Source organism: Psychrobacillus sp. FSL K6-2843, assembly GCF_038626375.1.
Classification (GTDB): domain Bacteria; phylum Bacillota; class Bacilli; order Bacillales_A; family Planococcaceae; genus Psychrobacillus; species Psychrobacillus faecigallinarum.
In genome coordinates this window covers 3,235,685-3,255,874 of sequence record NZ_CP152021.1, presented here as the reverse complement: position 1 = coordinate 3,255,874, position 20,190 = coordinate 3,235,685, and the positions used below count along the sequence as shown (strand labels likewise).

Genomic DNA, 20,190 nt, shown 5'->3' with positions numbered 1-20,190 from the left:
AAATTTGGAGGTCATACGTATGAGTGAAAGCAAATTCGTTAAAGGGATACTATACGGTGCTATTCTTGGTGGGGCGCTTACAATGTTAGATCGAAAAACAAGAGATTCCGTAATGAACCAATCTCGCCGAGTTAGAAACGAAATTAAATATTACAATAAAAACCGTGACGAGCTGAAGCAGACTATTGAACAACAGGTGACTAAATGGCAATCAGTTTATAATCAATTCACTTCAGATGCAAAATATATTTCACAAAAAGTAAATGAAGTTAAAGAAATTACACCTCAAGTTAAAACTCTTGTTACTGATACAAAAGATACTTTCTCACAATCAAAAGAAGAGTATAAATCAATTGTAGTTCCAGAAAATGAGGAACCTAAAAGTATTTACGAACCAAAATTACAATCTTAAATGTAAAGGAGAGGAAGAAATGGTATCAAGGATGGATCAACCTCATAAATCAAATAAGAAATCTTCCTCTCCAGGCTGGTATCAAAAGCTAAAATTTTTAAATTTTAAAAAGAAGGAGAAAAAGAAAGAGGAGCACCATGACTTAACATCGTGGTCTGGGTACTTCAAGCATTTAATCGCTCATATCCAGCGAACGGATATTACTGGTCTGGCAGCACAGTTAGCCTACTTTTTCCTTTTATCATTATTTCCTTTATTAATTTTTATCGTTACATTACTGCCTTATCTCAATTTAGATGAGGCTCAGGTTTTCCGCTTCATAGAAAACTATGCACCAGCAGAGGTTTATAAGTTAATTAATGGTACTGTCTCGGATGTACTAGTCAGCCGGAATGGTGGGTTATTATCTATCGGGATTCTCGGTACGATATGGTCTGCTTCAAATGGGATGAATGCAATTGTGAAATCCTTGAACAGGTCTTATGATATTGAAGAGACTAGACCCTTTTTTATCGTTAGAGCTTTATCTGTAGTCTTTACTTTGCTGATGATACTGCTTTTCGCTGTAGCACTTGTTCTACCGGTTTTTGGTCAACAGATTGGCACTATCCTATTTTCTTATTTTGGTTTCCAAGAGGACTTTGTGAATCTATGGAATAATATCAGATGGACACTTACTCCGATCATAATGTTTATTGTGCTTTGTGCACTATATTGGATTGTTCCAAACATTAAGCTAGGACTAAGAAGTGTTTTCCCTGGAGCAGCATTTGCTACTTTGGGATGGATTCTCGTATCTCTAGTATTCTCTTTCTATGTAAGTAACTTTGCTAACTACTCTGCGACTTATGGAAGTATTGGGGGGATTATCATCCTCATGTTATGGCTCTACTTCACAGGAATAATTCTGTTGGTTGGTGGCCAAATCAATTCTGTAATGCAAGAGAGAAAGTTACAACTAGATAATAAGAAAGCAATGAAAAAAGCTTAATAAACACCCATGGGTTGAAGATATTTATGAATTCAACCCATGGGTGTTTTTTGGGTTAGAGGATTGAAATGGGTCTTTTATCGGGTAAATTGCGCGGACGCCACTAAAAAGATGAAAACGTCACGTAAGTAGGAGAAATGCGCCCGTAAAGTATGGCAAAGTGTCTCGTAACCAAGAAAAGCGCCCCTAAGTAGAGAGAAGTGTCTCCTAACCAAGAAGAAAGCGCCCCTAAAGTATGGCAAAGTGTCTCCTAACCAAGAAGAAAGCACCCCTAAAGTGGGGCAAAGTGTCTCCTAACCAAGAGGAAAGCGCCCCTAACGGAGGGAGCTGTTCACAAAAAGGTTTGATTAGAAACAATAAAAAGCGCCCACTCAAATCAAACAATTTCGCACAGCGCCCGAATTTTTTCTCTTAACAATAAAAAAGCATCCGTCTAAACAAGACGGATGCTATGCTACATTAAATTTTACGATTTAACATTCTTAAACCATTTAAGATAACGAGAATGGTGCTGCCCTCATGTCCAATAACTCCTAAAGGTAAGTCTACAACCTGTAAGAAGTTGGAAACGATAAGAATGGTGATTACTGCAAGAGAGAAAAAGATATTTTGTTTTACGATTCTTTGCATTTTACGAGACATTTTTACTGCATAGGCAATTTTGCTTAAGTCATTTTTCATTAAGATGACGTCGGCAGTTTCTAACGCCACGTCAGTTCCTTCGCCCATTGCAAAGCCAGTTGTTGCTGTTGCTAGGGCAGGAGCGTCGTTAATTCCATCCCCAACCATTCCGACAAATGAATGCTCCGCTAAGAGCTCCTTCATATGCTGAACCTTTGTTTCTGGGAGACATTCGGCAATATATTGGTCTATTCCAGCCTCTTTAGCGATTACCTTTGCTGTTTTTTCATTGTCGCCGGTTAGCATGACCGTTTTGATTCCTAGCGATTGTAAAAGCTTAATAGCCTCTTTAGCTTCTTCGCGTACCGTATCTTTCAAGGCAGCAGCAGCTGCAATTCCCTTTTCATCACGCATGAAAATTACTGTTTTTCCTTCATCAGCTAAGGCAGCAGCGACTCCATCTTGGAAAGCAAATGCATCCGCTTTATTTACGAATTCAGGCTTGCCAACTAAAATTTCCTGACCGTCAATTGAAGCTTTCAGCCCGAATCCTGGTCTGTCTTCAATGGAGATGATTGGAAGTTGTGTAATTCCCTCTGTCTTAGCAAATGCCGAAATAGCCTGTGCAAGTGGATGATTGGACTGGGATTCAATTGTAGCAAGAATAGTTAGAGTAGATAAACGATCTAAATCATCTCTTACAAAGAAGTCTGTTACGACTGGTTTCCCTTGAGTTAGTGTACCAGTTTTATCTAGAGCAATTGCTTTCATTTCACTAATATTTTCTAAATGCATTCCACCCTTAAACAATATTCCATTTTTTGCACCGTTTGAAATAGCTGCTAGAGTTGCGGGCATGATAGATGCAACAAGCGCACAAGGGGAGGCAACTACCAATAAAACCATCGCTCGGTAAAAAGTTGTGTTCCAATCCCATCCAAGTAAAAAGTGGGGGAGAACCATCATAACTGCTACTGCAATTAGAACTACTTTTACATAAGTACCCTCAAAACGTTCTATAAATTGTTGGGCAGGAGACTTTTCATCTTGCGCAGTTTGTACAAGATCAATAATCTTTTGGAATAAAGAGTCCTCGTTGGTCTTAGTCATTTCCATTGTAATGGCGCCGCTTAAGTTAACTGTGCCGGCAAATAGAGTGTCGTTTGGTTGCTTAGAAAGGGGAATAGATTCACCACTAATAGCTGCTTCATCAACGGAGGTCATTCCATTAATCACAATCCCATCAGCAGGAATTCTTTCTCCTGGTTTTACTACTAAATTATCACCGACTGCTAAATCCTTTATGGAAACACGTATGGTGCTTCCATCAGCTTGAAGCTTCCATGCTTCTTCTGGTTGGAGCTCCATTAACGAAGAAATCTCTTTTCGGCTTTTATTCATCGTATATGTTTCCAAAGCGCCACTTACAGCAAAAATAAAAATAAGAATAGCACCCTCAGTCCAATAACCAATAATGGATGAACCAATTGCTGCAAAAATCATAAGCATTTCTACATTTAATTCTTTTTCCTCTATCGTTGCCTCTATTCCTTCCTTAGCCTTAGCAAATCCACCAATTATAAAAGCTAATACGTAAAAGACGATGGAGACTGTTTCAAAACCTGATTTACCTATAAACCAGGCGATTAATATTAAAAGCCCAGAAAATAGAGCTGCAATCAATTCTATATGGGGCATTACTTTAGATAGGAAGGTATCCTTTTCTTCTATAGTCGACATATAAATCCTCCTCTTGATAGTGATTTTCATTATTAATTCTCTGTAAAATAGAGTAAAACTGGATTTTCACTATGGAAAATCCAGTTAATTTAAATTAAATATTACTTTATAATAATTATAATCTAGAGAATTTTAACTGTCAACCATTAAAATTAAGAGAATACAGGCTCTTTATACAATGACAATTTTTCTAAAGATGATTTGTCTACATCTGCATGAAGACTATTACCATGAGAGTCCATGGTCACAACCGCCGTGAAATTTTCTACTCGTAAATGCCACATTGCTTCTGGAATTCCAAATTCCATTAAATCTACGCCTTCTACTTCTTTAATGCAGTCAGCATAATATTGTGCAGCACCACCAATTGCGTTTAAGTATACTCCGCCATGCTCGTTAAGTGCAGCTAACGTTTTAGGGCCCATTCCACCTTTACCTACAACTGCACGTATACCAAACTTTTTCATGATATCACCTTGATATGGCTCCTCGCGAATAGAGGTAGTTGGTCCGGCAGCTCGAACATGCCATTTATCATTATCGTCCTTTTGCATTACCGGACCGCAATGATAAATAATATGGCCATCAAGATCTACTGGTGCGTCGTGGCTCATAAGGTGGTGATGAATAGCATCGCGACCAGTGAACATACGTCCAGTAATTGAAACGACATCTCCTACTTGAAGGGAACGAATTTGCTCTTCGGTGATAGGGGCAGAAAGCTCTATAACTTTTTTAGGTGCTTCTTTTTGAGTTTCGTCTTTAAATTCAATTTTCTCACCATCTTGGTAATGCCATTCTATAATTTCTCCTGTGGAAGGATCTATATTAATGGCCATACGGCGATATGCCCAGCAATTGTATGCTACCGATACATAGAAACTCGCAGGGATACGGTGCATGACACCAATTTTACAACCAAGCAGAGTTGCCTCGCCTCCAAAGCCCATCGTACCAATTCCTAATGTATTTGCTTTTTCCACGATATAAGCTTCTAGTATGGCTAAATCTTCATTTTGATTAATATCATCTACAGAACGGAATAATTGCTCCTTCGCCAAATCATATCCAGAAGAGCGGTCGCCACCTATTCCTACTCCTATAAAGCCGGCTGAGCAGCCTTGACCTTGGGCCTGATACACAGAATGAAGAATGCATTTACGGATGCCATCTAAGTCTCTTCCTGCACGTCCAAGACCTTCTAATTCTGTTGGAAGGCTATATTGGATGTTTTTATTTTCACATCCGCCACCCTTAAGAATAAGCTTCATTTTTATATAGTCTTTTTCCCATTGTTCAAATTTAACTACAGGTACACCTTCTCCTAAATTATCGCCACTATTTTTTCCGGTTAAAGAGTCAACGGAGTTTGGACGTAGTTTAGCATCTTTAGTAGCAGTAATGATAGCTCGTTTAATAGCTTCCTTAATTTCTATTTGATTTACACCAACAGGAGTTTTAATCTTGAAAGTTGGTAGTCCTGTATCCTGACAGATAGGTGAAATATTTTCATCTGCCATTTGAATATTATTTGTAATTGTATCTAAGCTCATTGCAGCACGAGTACCTTCATTTTCAGCAGCTTTTGCTTTTTGAATCGCTCTTCTCACATCTTTAGGTAAGTTGGTAGAAGTTTCGGTAATCAAATCATAAATACTTCTCTCTAGTTGTCCCAATTGCATTTGGTAGCGCCCCTTTTATGTATGTAGTAACAAACATTACAAGTATACTATTTTAATGGAATGAAAAAAAGAGCAGCTTAGCGACTGCTCTTTTATGCAATGATGACGTTTATATTTCATGAACCTTGTTTCATTGAAAGGAAAATAGAATTCTAGAAACAATAATAATTACTCCAAAAACAAAAGGTATCGGAAATTAATTTTCCGATACCTTTAGCTAAAAATACTACTCTTTAGAGTTTTTAAATTGTTCCATTTTTAGTTCTAAATCATCCATCATTTGAATAAGTCTGTCTATATCTTCTAAATCAGTCGTCTCAGGTTCAATAGAATCAAGTACTTCTAGAAACATTTGAAGTCGGTCTTTTAAATAAGATACTTGTTGTTCTGAATTTGATATTTGATTGCCCACAGAATAACACCTCACTTTATAAGATAAGAATATAACATCAGCGGCATAAAAGATAGGTAAAAAGAGTTATTTTATTAATTAATGCATTCAAAATATTTACACTATTCTGTTTATGTGATAAGGTATGAATAAGTTATACGAAAGGAGGCCGTAGTGAATAGTCGAAACCAATCAATCATTAGAAGGAGGCGGTTCAGACATTTCACCGGCAAAATAGCCGCAAATGCAGTTATGAATACTCACAAGGATTTTAGTAATATATAAAGGCTCGGTCAATCTTAAGTGATATTGACTGAGCCTTTTGTTGTTTAAATAGCATGAAAATTTTGTTATGATAACCTGGATTATATTAAAAAGATGAAGAGGTTATCCAATGCAACAATTTACAGCTTTAGAGAGCAGACGGTTTAAAATATTAGTTATTATAGTTTCCATTTCAGGGTTTTCCCAGGGGATGCTCTTGCCTTTAATCTCGGTCATTTTTGAACAGGATGGGGTAAGTGCAACATTAAATGGATTGAGTGCGACAGGTTTATACATAGGTACTTTGTTAATCTCGCCGTTCATCGAGCCACCACTACGCAAATATGGATACAAGCCGATGATTGTTATAGGTGGGCTTATAGTTATAGTTTCACTTCTTCTTTTTCCTTTATGGAAAAGCGTAGCCTTTTGGTTTGTGCTTCGTTTGTTAATAGGAATTGGTGATCACGCACTCCATTTTTCTACTCAAACGTGGATTACTAGTTTTTCTCCTCAGCATCGCTTGGGAAGAAATATAGCCATTTACGGACTTTCTTTTGGGCTAGGCTTTGCAGTTGGACCTTTGTTTGTCCAACTGGTAGAAATTTTTGAGGGTCTTCCGTTTATCGTCTCAGGTCTTTTATGTTTATGTGCCTGGGTTCTAGTATTTTTCTTGAAAAATGAAAAGCCAGAAACAATTTCTTCTTCAACTGTAAACGGGACATGGAAACGATTTGGAGCAACTTTTGCAGTAGCATGGATTGCTTTTATTCCGCCATTTAGTTATGGCTTTTTGGAATCTTCCCTGAATGCTATTTATCCGGTATATGCTCTACGGAACTCGATTGAAATTAGTCATTTATCATATATTTTAGCCGCATTTTCCATTGGGGGAGTAGCTTCTCAATTACCCCTTGGCATGTTGAGTGATCGCTTGGGCAGAAGGCAAGTTTTGTATAGTATGCTTGGATTAGGTGCTTGTACATTTGGAGCAGCTAGCTTTTTTGAAACCTCTGCAATAGTTGTAGGTGCTTTCTTCTTTATAGCGGGAACCTTTGTAGGATCTACCTTTTCTCTCGGCATAGCTTATATGACTGATTTAACCCCAAAAGAGCTATTGCCTACTGGAAATTTAATCTGTGGTATTTTTTTCAGTCTAGGAAGCCTTTCAGGCCCCTTCTTTGGAGGATTGTTTATTCAATTGTTTGAGGGAGTTAGCTTTCTAATTCTCATCGCTATACTTCTCGGTGTTCTTGCTATGCTTATATTTTTTACAAAATCTAAGAATCCTATCCACTTTGTGACCGATAAAATGTGAAACAATATTTGGCTACCATCACTCACTTGAGCAATGGTAGCCAAATTTATTTAGTATTCCAACTTATTCCTAGAGTATTGACATTACAAGTTCATTTAATATAATTGTATAGCTTCATTTACATTTGATATCTCAAGAATTGAAAGAGAAAAGGGGAAGACTTATGTGGTTTATATTTGCTCTTTTGACTGCCTTAGCATGGGGAGGAGCAGACTTATTTTATAAAAAGGGTACAGATCCCAAGGATAAATTTAGCCATTTAAAAATAGTTGTAATGGTAGGTTTGGTCATGGGAATTCATGGAACATTGTACATGTTCCTTAAGGGCATTCAATTTGATCCGATGGATATGGTGTTGTATCTACCTGTTTCTGCACTTTACATACTATCAATGGCTATAGGATATATTGGGTTGAGATACTTAGAACTCTCAATAGCATCGCCGGTTCAAAACTCCTCTGGCGCTATTACAACGATACTCTTATTTATCTTTTTTACCCACTCGCTAAGTGCTTTAGAAATAATATCTATTATTATTATTACATTAGGGGTAATCGGACTAGCTGTTTTTGAAAAACAACTGGAAAAACAAGTGCTGCAAGCAAAACCTAAAACTATAGATACTAAATATACTATTGGATTTATGGCTATTATATTTCCAATTTTGTACGCATTAATTGACGGGCTTGGAACGTTTGCTGATGCAGTATATTTAGATGAGCTTAGTTTAATCGGGGAGGACGCAGCTATACTAGCGTATGAGTTTACATTTTTTATTTGTGCGGTAGTGGCTTTTGTTTATCTGAAGGCTATAAAAAAAGTCAAGTTTAATATATTCAAAGAAAGAGACAAGACAAGTGCAGCTATTTTAGAAACAATAGGTCAGTTCTTTTATGTATTTGCCATGTCTTCAAATGCAATCATTGCGGCTCCAATCATTGCTTCCTATAGTATTTTTTCTGTGTTACTATCTAGAGTCTTTTTAAAAGAGAAGCTAACGAAGAAGCAATACGGTGTAATAATCGTAGTAATCGTGGGCATTGCTTTATTAGGAATAGCAGATGAGTTATAAAAAAACGTAAGCTTCTAGCTTACGTTTTTTTTGTTTTATGGTTTTAAGACAAATTTAATACTTTCCTCTTCATGATCATGAAATATTTTATAGGCTTCACTAGCCTGCTCTAACGGGACTCTATGCGTAATAATTTGAGTAGGATCAATATCTCCATTAGTAATCATTTCATATAGTTTAGGCATATAGTGTACAACAGGTGCTTGTCCGGTTTTTATAGTTACATTTCGCTCAAAAATATTACCGAGAGGGAACATATTGTAATTGGAACCATAAACACCGGTTAATTGGATCGTACCGAACTTTCTTACCGCTTCTATTCCAATATCAATGGCGCTTAAAGTACCACCCTGCAATTTAAGCTTTTGTCCGACTTTTTCCATTGTAGACATTTTGCCATCCATACCAACACAATCGATAACCACGTCTACACCGCCGTTTGTAATTTCTCTAATGTATTTACCCATGTCATCGTATTCTTCGAAGTTGTACGCTTCAACTTTGTTCATTTTAACAGCATGATTTAAACGATATGTTAAATGATCGACCGCTATAACACGTTTTGCGCCTTTCATCCAAGCAAATTGCTGTACCATGAGTCCGATAGGTCCAGAGCCAAGTACAGCAACAGTATCTCCTTGTTTCATACCTGAGTGCTCGATACTCCAGTAAGCTGTAGGAAGTACGTCTGAAAGGAACAGCAATGACTCATCCTCCAATTCACAGGATTCTGGTATTTTGAAAGGCATATAATTTCCATAAGGCACTCGTAAATACTCGGCTTGACCACCAGGGAAGTTGCCATATCGCTCTGTGTAGCCTAAGTATGCTCCAGAGTCGATTAGCGGATTATCGTTGGAATTATCACACTGACTTTCCATTTCATTTTGACAATAAAAGCATTCTCCACATGAAACGTTAAAAGGAATTACAACCCGGTCACCCTTTTTTACTTTTGTTACTGATGGACCTACTTCTTCCACTATTCCCATGGGTTCGTGCCCGATTACAAAATCCTTACGTGTTGGCATACCGCCTCTGTAAATATGTAGGTCTGACCCACAAATAGCAGTAGTAGTAATACGTACAACAATATCGTCGCTTTTTTCAATTTTGGCATCAGGAACTTCTTTAACTTGTATATCTTTTGCGCCTTGATAAGTTACTGCCTTCAAGCTATCTCCTCCTTTAAAATGTTTTCTATATTAATTATTACCCTGGAGGAAGTAAAAAAAACTTCAAATTCAAAAAATAGCATAGTGCATTAAATTAACTATCTTGTCTTGCGCGTCATGATCGATTTTTTATGTTAATTATTGTATCTTCCTTGGAATGGTTAGATTTTGGGATGATAGAAAGCTCACCATTGGATTCTAAAATAACGACTTGAACTTCATCCATAGATAAATTACCATCCATTCGAACCGATTGGATAACTTCATCTTCACCTATTCTTTCTTTTTTCATTGTTTTATAAAAATAGCTTCCATTGTAATAAAGCAATGCTGCATCTGCAGTTACAATATCATCAAAAGTATCTGATTTTTTACTGCTAAACGAAAATAGCCATTGGAGAGCAATTAACACAAATACAGCTGCAATCCATCGAAAATAGAGACCTTATTATCAAGCATAAAAGTAGCAAATACTGAACCAATAGATACTGTGATTACTAAGTCAAAGGCATTTAACTGTGCTAAGGAGCGTTTTCTAGCAAGTCTCAACATGATGATTAAGACGATATAAGCCATGACACCTAATAGGATTATTCGCCAGATTTCCAACCAGTTTAAATCAAACAATTGACACCCTCCTAAAGTTGTTTTTTAAATTCTTTACCACAACATCTATTAGGAAAACATAAGGGACGTCAATATTTATTGAAGGAGAGATGACATGAAGAAAATAAATATATTTTTGTTGGGATTGATAATTTTGAGTATACTTACAGCCTGTGGTAAGGATGAGGAACTTTCTAATGGTACAGGTATAGCTGAGGAGGACCATGATGACCATGAGGGACATAGCCACGAAGGTGAAGAAAATATTGTGGAATTAGATTATGCAAAGTTAGATCAAGCAATTGAACAGGTATTGGAGGAAATCCCTAGCTTTTCAGTTCAAGAAGAAATTGAAAAGGGTACAGAGGAGAGCATCTTAACTTACTTCAATGAAGACAAAATGGAGTTCCGCTTAAAGGTAGAAAGCGTTATAGGAAATAAAGAATATGATAAAGAGGAGTTAAAAGTATACTCCCAATATTATGTGAAGGAAAATTTGTTGGCGATAGAAATGGCTAAAAAGAAATATAATATCGAGGTTAAACCTTCAGAGGTTGCTAGCTATATAGAAGAGAATGTAAAGGGCATTGTTCCAGAAGAAAAGGAGCAATATGCTAAAAGTATTGGAGTTACTTTAGAAGAATTAGATAATATCTTTGATCGAGATATCTATATAATGGATGTACTTTGGTCTAAGCTAACACCAATTTTAATGGAAAAATACAAACAGGGAGAAGGAGAAAGTGAAGAGGAATATATGGAGAGACTCACAAATGAATTCTATAATGCATAAAAGAGCAATCTAAACGATAGTGTTAATCCCTTTGATTATAGGAGAGCCTCTTGATCTTAGCTTTAGACATCGTGTTTTGCGGGGAACGATAATCCTTCAGCCTTGTAGGAAGTCTACGGACAGGCATATCTATAAGATTATTAAAAAGACGTGAAGTCAGTGGACTCAACAGTCTAAAATTATTCGGCAATGATATAGAATAAGTCTGTCCAAACCTACATTAAAACAAGGGAATTTAGAACTAAAGGGCAAATTCAGTGTATTTTAACGCTTTTTTAAGTTGGAGGGATGAAGATAACAGTCCATCGTGTGGTCGTTGATCATTCCAACAGCCTGCATATATGAATAGCAAATAGTGCTTCCAACAAAAACAAAGCCATCTTTTTTTAAACGTTTACTCATTGAATCACTTATTTCATTGGAAGTAGGTACATCATTAACCGAATTCCAATGATTAATAATAGGAGAGCCATCAACAAAACTCCAAATATAATTAGAAAAAGATCCATGTTCCTTTTGAATTTTTAGGAAAGCGTGGGCGTTAGTTATCACACTAAGAATTTTAAGGCGGTTTCGAACAATTCCGCTGTTCTCACGAAGAGATTGGATCTTTTCTTCATTGTAATTAATAATTTTGTTGGCCTCAAAGTTATCAAATGCTTGGCGATAGTTTTCACGTTTTTGTAATATTGTCCACCAGCTAAGTCCTGCTTGAGCGCCTTCGAGACATAGCATCTCAAATAGGTGTCTATCATCATAAACGGGGACACCCCATTCTCGGTCATGATATTCTTTGTATAAAGGTTCCTTGCCAACTACCCAATTACATCTATTCTCCATGTTTAAGGTCATCCCCTTTTAATACGAACGTATATTCTGTTTTTATTGTATTATAGAAAATACTAAATAGCAATAAAAAATGGTTGGTAGTGATATTCCACTACCAACCATTTATAATGTTAACGATCTTTGTCTTCATCACCCCAGCATTCTACTTCTCCTATGTCAGGTACATTTTCCTTGTAGAATACAGGATCCAATCCTTTTTTTCGTTGTAACACATAATCATTTATAACACGTTTGGCAATTTTCCATAGCATAAGGATAGCAACTAGGTTAATGATAGCCATTAAAGCCATAAAGAGGTCAGCTAAATCCCATACAAGTTGAACTTTTGCCACAGAACCAAACATAACAAAACCGACTACAAGTACACGGAAAATAAGTAGCATAGTCTTGGATTCCTTGATAAAGCCGATGTTTGTTTCGCCGTAATAGTAGTTACCTATTACTGAGCTATAAGCAAACATAAATATCGCGATGGCTAAAAATGTACTTGCCCAGCTACCTAAGCTATCAACTAAAGAAACCTGTGTTAAATTAACCGAAGCTGCTTCAGATTGAAGGTATGCATCGCTAAGTAAAACAATGGCAGCTGTTGATGTACAAACAATTATTGTATCAATAAAAACACCAAGTGTTTGAATGAGACCTTGTTTCACAGGATGAGAAACGGAAGCAGTCGCCGCTGCGTTTGGGGCAGAACCCATCCCTGCTTCATTTGAGAATAATCCTCTTTTAATCCCATTCATGATGGCAGCTCCGACCATCCCTGCAAATGCTTCTTCAAAACCAAATGCTGATTTGAATATAAGAATGAATACATTTGGTAATTCACTAATGTTCAAAAAAACTACAAGTAGAGCAACAGCAATATATGCTAATGCCATCACTGGTACTAGAATTTGCGTAACACTTACTATTCGCTTAAGACCACCGAAAACTATGACTGCAGTAAATATTGATAAAATGATACCAACTACTACTCGACTAGATCCAAAGCTCTCTTCAAAAGCAATAGTGATAGTGTTGGCTTGCACTGCATTAAAAACAAATCCATATGTAAGAGTAATCACAACTGCAAAAAGAATACCCATCCAACGCTTATTTAATCCTTTTTCCATATAGTACGCTGGTCCACCACGGTACATGTTACCATCTTTAACTTTGTACACCTGTGCCAGAGTACTTTCTATTAAAGAAGAAGCACCACCAATAATAGCAATCATCCACATCCAAAATATTGCTCCAGGTCCTCCGAGCGCAATAGCGGTTGCAACACCAGCTATGTTGCCGGTACCAATGCGAGAGGCCGCAGATATTGTAAAAGCCTGAAAGGAAGAGACGCCTTTTTTTCCAGAACTATCAACAGTAGCTTTTTCTGTAACAACACGGAACATTTCTGGTATTAATCTAATTTGAATAAACTTTGTCTTTACTGTGAAAAATATTCCTACTCCTACTAAGAGTATGATTAATATGTAAGAATATAAAGCATTATTCACATCCTGTAACATACTTTCAAACAAACTCATTATTAATTCCTCCTAAAAATCCGTAACGCTAGTTATGTAATACCTATTTTATATAGATTGGTTTAATTTCTCTTATCTAAACATCTCACAAATGCTCATTTTGTAAGATGAATTTTGTTGAGTAAATAAATAGAGTTGGTTTTGTGTAAAAACCAACTCTCTATTTTCAAACAGAAATATTACAATCTAATAATTTTATAATAAAAATTTCAAAGAGGAAAGTCTAATTACACTATTTGTGTAAATAGGTATAAAAAAATATGGATAAAAAGATTATTCTTTTTATCCATATCAAGTTAAAGAGTAGGTAATTCCGCTCTTTCCTCATCTGAAAATACACGAGAATGAATATGAAATGCAATACCTTCTGTGCTTTCGAGAGAAAAGGCGGCCCCCATACCCTCGACGACATCTAATATTAGCTGTGTATGTTGCCAATAAGTGTAGTGAGACTGGTGCATATAGTAGGGCGCATTTCCAACTGTACCAATTAGGAGGTCACGACTTCCGATATAGAAGTCTCCCTGCCTGTAGCACATTGGAGCAGAACCATCGCAGCAGCCAGAAGACTGTACGAACATAATTGCCCCATGCTTTGTCTCAAGCTCATTGATTAGCGTAAGAGCTTTTTCTGTTGCTACGATGCGTTCTACCATTCTTTCATCTCTTTTCTAACTTTTTAGAAGAAGCCCATTGCTGATTTGTTGTAGCTAACTAGCATACATTTAGTTTGTTGATAGTGTTCAAGCATCATTAAGTGGTTTTCACGACCGATACCAGATTGCTTGAATCCTCCGAATGCTGCATGAGCAGGGTATTGGTGGTAAGTGTTTGTCCAAACACGACCAGCTTGGATTGCACGACCAGCACGGTAAGCCGTGTCAATGTTACGAGACCAAACTCCAGCACCTAATCCGAACTCAGAATCATTCGCAATTTCCATTGCTTCGTCAAAGTCTTTGAATGTAGTAACAGAAAGTACTGGTCCAAAGATTTCTTCTTGGAAGATACGCATTTTATTGTTCCCTTTGAATACTGTTGGAGCAACATAGTAACCGCCTTCGTGGTCACCTTCAAGTTTATTTTGAGTTCCGCCGATTAACAATTCTGCGCCTTCTTCTTTACCAATTTCGATGTAAGAAAGAATTTTTTGTAATTGTTGGTTGGAAGCTTGAGCGCCCATCATAGTTTCTGTATCTAATGGGTTACCAATTTTAATAGCTTTAATGCGTTCTAATGCACGTTCCATGAATTTTTCATAAATTGATTCTTGAACAAGTGCACGAGATGGACAAGTACAAATTTCACCAGAGTTAAGAGCGAATAATACCAAGCCTTCGATTGCTTTGTCTAAGAACTCATCATCTGCATCCATAACGTCTTCGAAGAATACGTTAGGTGACTTACCACCAAGCTCTAATGTTACAGGAATAATGTTTTCAGTTGCATATTGCATGATTAAGCGACCAACACCAGTTGAACCAGTGAACGCTACTTTTTGGATACGTGGGTTTGTAGCAAGTGGTTTCCCAACTTCTGCACCGAAACCGTTTACAACGTTTAAAACACCAGTTGGTAGGATATCTTGGATAAGCTCTAATAACACCATTAATGAAGCAGGTGTTTGTTCAGCTGGTTTCATAACAATTGTATTACCAGCAGCTAAGGCTGGAGCGATTTTCCAAACAGCCATTAGTAGAGGGAAGTTCCAAGGAATAATTTGTCCTACAACCCCGATTGGCTCATGGAAATGATAAGCTACTGTATCGTTATCAATTTGACTAATACCGCCTTCTTGAGCACGGATAGCCCCTGCAAAGTAACGGAAATGATCTATTGCCAATGGAATATCAGCATTTAATGTTTCACGAACAGCTTTCCCATTATCCCATGTTTCCGCAACAGCAATTTTTTCTAAGTTTTCTTCCATGCGGTCAGCAATTTTGTTTAAAATAATCGCACGGTAGGCTACAGATGTAGCAGCCCAAGCACCTTTAGCAGCATGAGCAGCATCTAATGCAAGCTCGATATCTGCTTCTGTAGAACGAGCGGCTTTAGTAAATACTTTACCTGTAAGTGGTGAGACTACATCGAAGTATTCTCCGTTAACTGGAGCTACCCATTGTCCGCCGATAAAATTATCGTAATGATCTTTAAAGTCAACTACTGCACCAGCAGTATTAGGATTTGCATAAATCATATTTATTGCCCCCAAAAATAATATTTTTATCACTTAATGCTCAGACGTCTGACGCCTTGCAATAATCACATCATGCACCAGAAAAAAAAAGAAAGCAAGAAATAAATTCATTTTTTATTCACAATTAGAAAAAAAAGTTTCTTTTTAAAATTGAAAATATACAATTGGTTAATATACAATTATTTAACATTAGATAATTGATATATAACAATTATCTATATATTTAAGTGGATTTTTGTATAATGTATTATAACAGAATAATAAAATAATTCATGAATTTTTATGCATATATAATGAATCTTTATTCTAATTTTAATTAAGATTTAGATTGGCTTTCATAAGGGGTATGTCTTTGCTAAATTAAAAATATATTATTAAAAAATATTTTCAGTAAACTGTTTCTAAAAAGATAATATTTATGCTGGTAAGCTCTTAAAAATGGTCTGAAAATAGAACATATAAAAAGGCAAGAATGTTGGTTTAACAGCAGCATTCTTGCCTTTTCAATATATTTTAAATGATAGAGGACTCAGAGGACAGTCACCGAGGATTTATAAACCTCTATATTTGATGGCCAACCCTTTTAAGAAATTTCTAGCAAATTTGTCGCCACATTCTTTATAGTTGCGGTGACCTTCTTTTCGTAGGATGGCACTTAACTCACTTTTCGTAATAGCTACTCTTGACTCTTCGAGAATATCAATCATATCCTCACTAGTTAATGCCAATGCTATTTTCACTTTCTTCATAAGCATGTTATTGACACTTTCACTATTTCCAGATGGGGATGGTGGGGCTACTTGTTGTCCTTGTTTTTGCTCCTGTGGTCCTCTTTTAAAAGTAATAAGACCATTTAAAAAGGATTCTAACATTTTATTGTTACATTTTAATTGGTTATCCTCTTCCTCAGGACTCTCATCATAGTCACTTTCAAAGCTATCCTTGGATTTAGTTAACAGCTTCAAAACGTCTTCCTTGGAAATTTCTACGCCACCAAGTTTAAAGATTTCAACCATTTCTTTGTTTTTAATATCTAATGCATATCTCAATCGGATCAATATATCATTATTTTCCATTTATAATCCTCCTCTAGCTTTCAAATGCATATGCTTCTAATGTTATGTAATAGCCTTCCTTCTACAGTGATAAACAGTATAGAAGAAAATCCGAGAATCACTCAGATTCCCGGATCCTTTTTACAATGAACCATTATTTTAACGTAAGCAAAGTAACTACTTCAATATGAGCTGTCTGTGGGAACATATCAACAGGCTGCATATATTCTACATGGTAAATTTTCGTCAACTCCTGCAAGTCCTTTGCAAGAGTGGAAGGATTACATGAAGTATACACAAAACGTTTAGGTTTTATTTCTAGCACTGTTTTAAGAAGCTCCTGATCTAATCCAGTTCGAGGCGGATCTACTGTCAGTACGTCTGGTACAAACCCTTCGCTCTGCCATTGTTTCAACCATTTTTTTGCAGTTCCATGAACATACATCGTGTTTTGGTAGCCGTTACGTTTAGCATTTTTCTTAGCATCCTTAATAGACTCCTCAATAATGTCCATACCACGAACCTCTTTAGCATTTTTAGCAAGCCAAAGCCCAATTGTTCCGACACCACAATATGCGTCCACTACTGTTTCTTTACCAGTTAATCCGGAAGCTTTTTCAATCTCATCGTAAAGGTGCTCAGTTTGTTCAGGATTCAATTGGAAGAATGCACGAGCAGATAGGTCAAATGCCAATTCTCCAAGTTTTTCTTGAATGATTTCCTTACCAAATAAATTGAAGGTCGTATCACCAAACACTAAAGATGTTTTTCCAGGGTTAATGTTCTGGCTAATGGACACAATATTAGAATCAATTTTGCGAATCATTTGTACAAGGTCTTCTTTACGTGGCATTTTCTTTTGGGTAGTCACTAATGTCACTTGGATTTGCCCAGTTTTCATTCCGGTACGCACAACAATAGTACGAACAAGTCCCTGAGGATTTTTATCGTCGTAAATTGGAATGTTAAGCTCTTTTAAGTACGCTTTTATTTCGTTTGTGATACGGGTAGTGGCAGGATGTTGTACCATACATTCGTTAATATCGATTAACTTGTTAGTACCTTCTGCATACAAACCGGCGATTACATCATTACCTAGCTGTCTTGTTTGAAACTGGCTTTTGTTTCGATATAACCAAGGGTTTTCCATCCCAAGCGTAGATCTGACCTCAATCGTTGGAGTTAGGTCTTTCATATATCGCTCAAGCGCTTGGATTACCATGTCTCTTTTTTCAATTAGCTCTCGCTCATAGGTCATATGCTGAAGTTGGCATCCTCCGCAAGCCTCGTAAACTGGACAAGGTGGTTTCACTCTGTCTGGAGAAGCCTGTCTGATTTTTTTTATCGTTGCTTCTGCGTATTTTGGAGTTACTATAGTTACTTGAGCAGTTACCACTTCTCCAGGAAGTGCTCCTTTAACAAATACTACATTGCGCTTAAAGAAGCCGACTCCTTCACCATTAATGCCTAGCCTCTTTATAGTAAGTGGGAACTCTTGTCCTACTTTTATAACTGTTTGTTCTTTCATATCCTTCACGTCCTTTATCAACCAATAAAACAGTATAACTTTTTTATATGGTCGGTTGCAAGTTAAAGGTGCCAGTTAATGATACTAACTGGCACCTAGTTGCATTAACATCTATTATAAAGGAATTTACTGTGGAAGTGAATAATCAGGTATATCTAGTTTGGATAAGTTAAGATCATTAATCCTACCAAATGTATAGCCTCGTTTTTTCGCTTCTTTAATAAAGGCCGGAAGCCCATCTGCATTGTCAGGAGACACGGTATGCATAAGGACGATTGCCCCTGGATGAATTTGTGTTATTAACTCGTTGTAAGCATATTGACCACCTTTTTTCTGATCTCGATGCCAATCAATAAAAGCGATTGACCAGAAAAAATGCTGATGACCAATTTCATTTGCTGCAGCTAATACATCTTCATCAAAAATTCCCTCGGGAGGTCTAGTGACAGTAGTTCTCTCTAAAGAAGTAAGCTCTTTTAGACGGTTATCAAATTTCTGTAGTTCTTTTTTTATTTCATCCTTTGACATTTTTGCAAGATTTGGATGCCCGTAAGAATGGTTACCTATTTGATGTCCTTCTTCAATCATACGTTTTACGAGTGGGGTGGCACTCTCTAGATAATGGCCTGTTAAAAAGAAGGTGGCACTAATATTTTCTGCTTTTAATGTATCTAAAATACTAGCGGTATAGCCGTTCTCATAACCATTATCAAAGGTGAGGTATATAATCTTCTTGTCAGCAGGGCCTTTATAAATTGCCCCGTGTTTTTCTAACAATGCATCTAGTTCTGCTCCGGCCTCAGGTGGAACTTCATCTCGAGCTTTTTTAAATCCCCAATGTATCTCCTTCGCTTCTGCCGTAAATGGCTCATAGGAAAAGCCGAGGCTTATGATAAAGGTTGCTATTATAATTCCTATTACGTGCTGCTTCCACATAATTATTTGCTCCTTTTCTAATGAATGTTTGGACAAAAAAGCGCAATCTCTTTAAAAATAGATTGCACTTGGGAGTGGGATTTATTCATTTTTACCAGTTGGTTAGTTTTACTATAATGCAAGTGGACTTACTATTTATATATATCATTTAAGGCACTTTCTAGATCAGGGAAGTCGAAAGCGAATCCAGCTGCTATCAATACTTCAGGAAGTACTTTTTGACCCTCTAAGACAAGTTGGCTTTTTTCGCCAAGTGCAAATTTTAAAGCAAATGCTGGAACCGGAAAATAATGAGGTCTTTTTAATACGGTCGCCAGTGTTTTACTAAATTCATTCATCTTTTTAGGATCGGGGGCAACTACATTAAAAGGTCCGCCTATATTGTTCTCAATTGCAAATAAAAGCGCATTAGCGACATCCTGAACATGAATCCAGGACATCCAATTATCTCCTTTTCCTATAGGACCGCCAACAAACATTTTGTAGGGGAGTGCCATTAACGGAAGCGCTCCTTCTGTTCTGCCTAATATAATTCCAAATCTCCCAAAAGCTACTTGGACTCCATATTCCTCAGCGGAGGAAGCTTTTTGCTCCCAATCAGCTACTGTTTTAGCTAAGAAGTCATGTCCTTTCTCAGTAGAACGTTCGTTATATATTCTCTCGTTAGAAGCGGGGTAAATTCCTATAGCGCTTGCATTGATTAATACTTTTGGTTTTTGTCCTAATACTCCTATAATACGAATTATTTCGTTGGTGGCTTGCATTCTGCTATCATAGATTTTTTCTTTTTGCTTTTCTGACCAACGTCCGTTATTAATCGATTCTCCAGCTAAATTTACTATTGCATCAATACCCTCCAAATATTCCTCAGGTCTAGTATCATTTGAAAGCCAGTTAATGTATGTGACGTTACCTTGTTGATGCGAGCGTGACCTCGATAAAATAATAACTTCATGTCCTTTATGTTCCAACAGCCTCGTCAAAGCTCTTCCTACAAAACCAGTTCCGCCAGTTATTGCTACTTTCATCTA

At 36.8% G+C, this 20,190-nt stretch carries 19 protein-coding genes; 5 read left to right on the top strand and 14 right to left on the bottom strand.

Going from position 1 to position 20,190, the window contains the following annotated elements; translation table 11 throughout:
* Positions 1 to 19 precede the first annotated feature (19 nt).
* Both MKY94_RS16555 and MKY94_RS16550 read left to right on the top strand, forming a co-directional pair.
* Positions 20 to 412 (top strand): YtxH domain-containing protein, encoded by a 393-nt coding sequence (locus tag MKY94_RS16555; RefSeq protein ID WP_144541398.1) that lies wholly within the window; start codon positions 20 to 22, stop codon positions 410 to 412.
* 19 nt (positions 413 to 431) lie between these two features.
* Complete coding sequence (locus MKY94_RS16550; protein ID WP_144541399.1) at positions 432 to 1,403, top strand: YihY/virulence factor BrkB family protein; 972 nt, start codon at positions 432 to 434, stop codon at positions 1,401 to 1,403.
* Between the two features lie 459 nt (positions 1,404 to 1,862).
* On the opposite strand, the gene MKY94_RS16545 is transcribed toward MKY94_RS16550, so the two are convergent.
* From MKY94_RS16545 to MKY94_RS16535, 3 genes are all read right to left on the bottom strand, one after another.
* Entirely contained in the window at positions 1,863 to 3,764 is a 1,902-nt protein-coding gene (locus MKY94_RS16545) for a heavy metal translocating P-type ATPase (protein WP_342577424.1), read from the bottom strand.
* Between the two features lie 152 nt (positions 3,765 to 3,916).
* Positions 3,917 to 5,446 (bottom strand): fumarate hydratase, encoded by a 1,530-nt coding sequence (locus MKY94_RS16540; protein ID WP_342577423.1) that lies wholly within the window; start codon positions 5,444 to 5,446, stop codon positions 3,917 to 3,919.
* A 226-nt stretch (positions 5,447 to 5,672) separates the two neighbouring features.
* Positions 5,673 to 5,858, bottom strand: coding sequence for an SE1561 family protein (locus MKY94_RS16535; RefSeq protein ID WP_144541402.1), 186 nt, complete (start codon positions 5,856 to 5,858; stop codon positions 5,673 to 5,675).
* 373 nt (positions 5,859 to 6,231) lie between these two features.
* Here MKY94_RS16535 and MKY94_RS16530 point away from each other — a divergent pair, with 373 nt between their 5' ends.
* On the top strand, positions 6,232 to 7,419 hold the full coding sequence (locus MKY94_RS16530) for an MFS transporter (protein ID WP_342577422.1): 1,188 nt from the start codon (positions 6,232 to 6,234) through the stop codon (positions 7,417 to 7,419).
* 163 nt (positions 7,420 to 7,582) lie between these two features.
* Entirely contained in the window at positions 7,583 to 8,491 is a 909-nt protein-coding gene (locus MKY94_RS16525; protein WP_342577421.1) for an EamA family transporter, read from the top strand.
* Positions 8,492 to 8,526: 35 nt separating this feature from the next.
* Here the strand turns inward: MKY94_RS16525 and MKY94_RS16520 are convergent, their stop codons facing one another.
* From MKY94_RS16520 to MKY94_RS16510, 3 genes are all read right to left on the bottom strand, one after another.
* Positions 8,527 to 9,666: a zinc-dependent alcohol dehydrogenase gene (locus tag MKY94_RS16520; RefSeq protein ID WP_144541405.1), complete on the bottom strand. Its 1,140-nt coding sequence runs from the start codon at positions 9,664 to 9,666 to the stop codon at positions 8,527 to 8,529.
* A gap of 115 nt (positions 9,667 to 9,781) precedes the next feature.
* Positions 9,782 to 10,078: a YetF domain-containing protein gene (locus tag MKY94_RS16515; RefSeq protein ID WP_195761979.1), complete on the bottom strand. Its 297-nt coding sequence runs from the start codon at positions 10,076 to 10,078 to the stop codon at positions 9,782 to 9,784.
* Complete coding sequence (locus MKY94_RS16510; RefSeq protein WP_144541407.1) at positions 10,072 to 10,293, bottom strand: hypothetical protein; 222 nt, start codon at positions 10,291 to 10,293, stop codon at positions 10,072 to 10,074. Before MKY94_RS16510 ends, MKY94_RS16515 begins: the two co-directional genes overlap by 7 nt.
* Before the next feature lie 94 nt (positions 10,294 to 10,387).
* Here MKY94_RS16510 and MKY94_RS16505 point away from each other — a divergent pair, with 94 nt between their 5' ends.
* Positions 10,388 to 11,065: a hypothetical protein gene (locus MKY94_RS16505; protein WP_144541408.1), complete on the top strand. Its 678-nt coding sequence runs from the start codon at positions 10,388 to 10,390 to the stop codon at positions 11,063 to 11,065.
* 264 nt (positions 11,066 to 11,329) lie between these two features.
* Here the strand turns inward: MKY94_RS16505 and MKY94_RS16500 are convergent, their stop codons facing one another.
* From MKY94_RS16500 to MKY94_RS16465, 8 genes are all read right to left on the bottom strand, one after another.
* Complete coding sequence (locus MKY94_RS16500; protein ID WP_342577420.1) at positions 11,330 to 11,905, bottom strand: DNA-3-methyladenine glycosylase I; 576 nt, start codon at positions 11,903 to 11,905, stop codon at positions 11,330 to 11,332.
* Positions 11,906 to 12,024: 119 nt separating this feature from the next.
* Positions 12,025 to 13,440 (bottom strand): alanine/glycine:cation symporter family protein, encoded by a 1,416-nt coding sequence (locus tag MKY94_RS16495; RefSeq protein WP_144541410.1) that lies wholly within the window; start codon positions 13,438 to 13,440, stop codon positions 12,025 to 12,027.
* 296 nt (positions 13,441 to 13,736) lie between these two features.
* Complete coding sequence (locus MKY94_RS16490; protein WP_342577418.1) at positions 13,737 to 14,096, bottom strand: DUF779 domain-containing protein; 360 nt, start codon at positions 14,094 to 14,096, stop codon at positions 13,737 to 13,739.
* A 23-nt stretch (positions 14,097 to 14,119) separates the two neighbouring features.
* Positions 14,120 to 15,640, bottom strand: coding sequence for an aldehyde dehydrogenase family protein (locus tag MKY94_RS16485; protein ID WP_151112923.1), 1,521 nt, complete (start codon positions 15,638 to 15,640; stop codon positions 14,120 to 14,122).
* 551 nt (positions 15,641 to 16,191) lie between these two features.
* Positions 16,192 to 16,716 carry a DUF1456 family protein gene (locus MKY94_RS16480; protein ID WP_151112925.1) on the bottom strand — a complete coding sequence of 175 codons (525 nt, stop codon included), beginning with the start codon at positions 16,714 to 16,716 and terminating at the stop codon, positions 16,192 to 16,194.
* A 133-nt stretch (positions 16,717 to 16,849) separates the two neighbouring features.
* On the bottom strand, positions 16,850 to 18,223 hold the full coding sequence (gene rlmD / locus MKY94_RS16475) for a 23S rRNA (uracil(1939)-C(5))-methyltransferase RlmD (protein ID WP_342577416.1): 1,374 nt from the start codon (positions 18,221 to 18,223) through the stop codon (positions 16,850 to 16,852).
* Positions 18,224 to 18,349: 126 nt separating this feature from the next.
* Positions 18,350 to 19,159 carry a polysaccharide deacetylase family protein gene (locus MKY94_RS16470; RefSeq protein ID WP_151112929.1) on the bottom strand — a complete coding sequence of 270 codons (810 nt, stop codon included), beginning with the start codon at positions 19,157 to 19,159 and terminating at the stop codon, positions 18,350 to 18,352.
* A 131-nt stretch (positions 19,160 to 19,290) separates the two neighbouring features.
* Complete coding sequence (locus tag MKY94_RS16465; RefSeq protein ID WP_144541422.1) at positions 19,291 to 20,187, bottom strand: TIGR01777 family oxidoreductase; 897 nt, start codon at positions 20,185 to 20,187, stop codon at positions 19,291 to 19,293.
* Positions 20,188 to 20,190 lie beyond the last annotated feature (3 nt).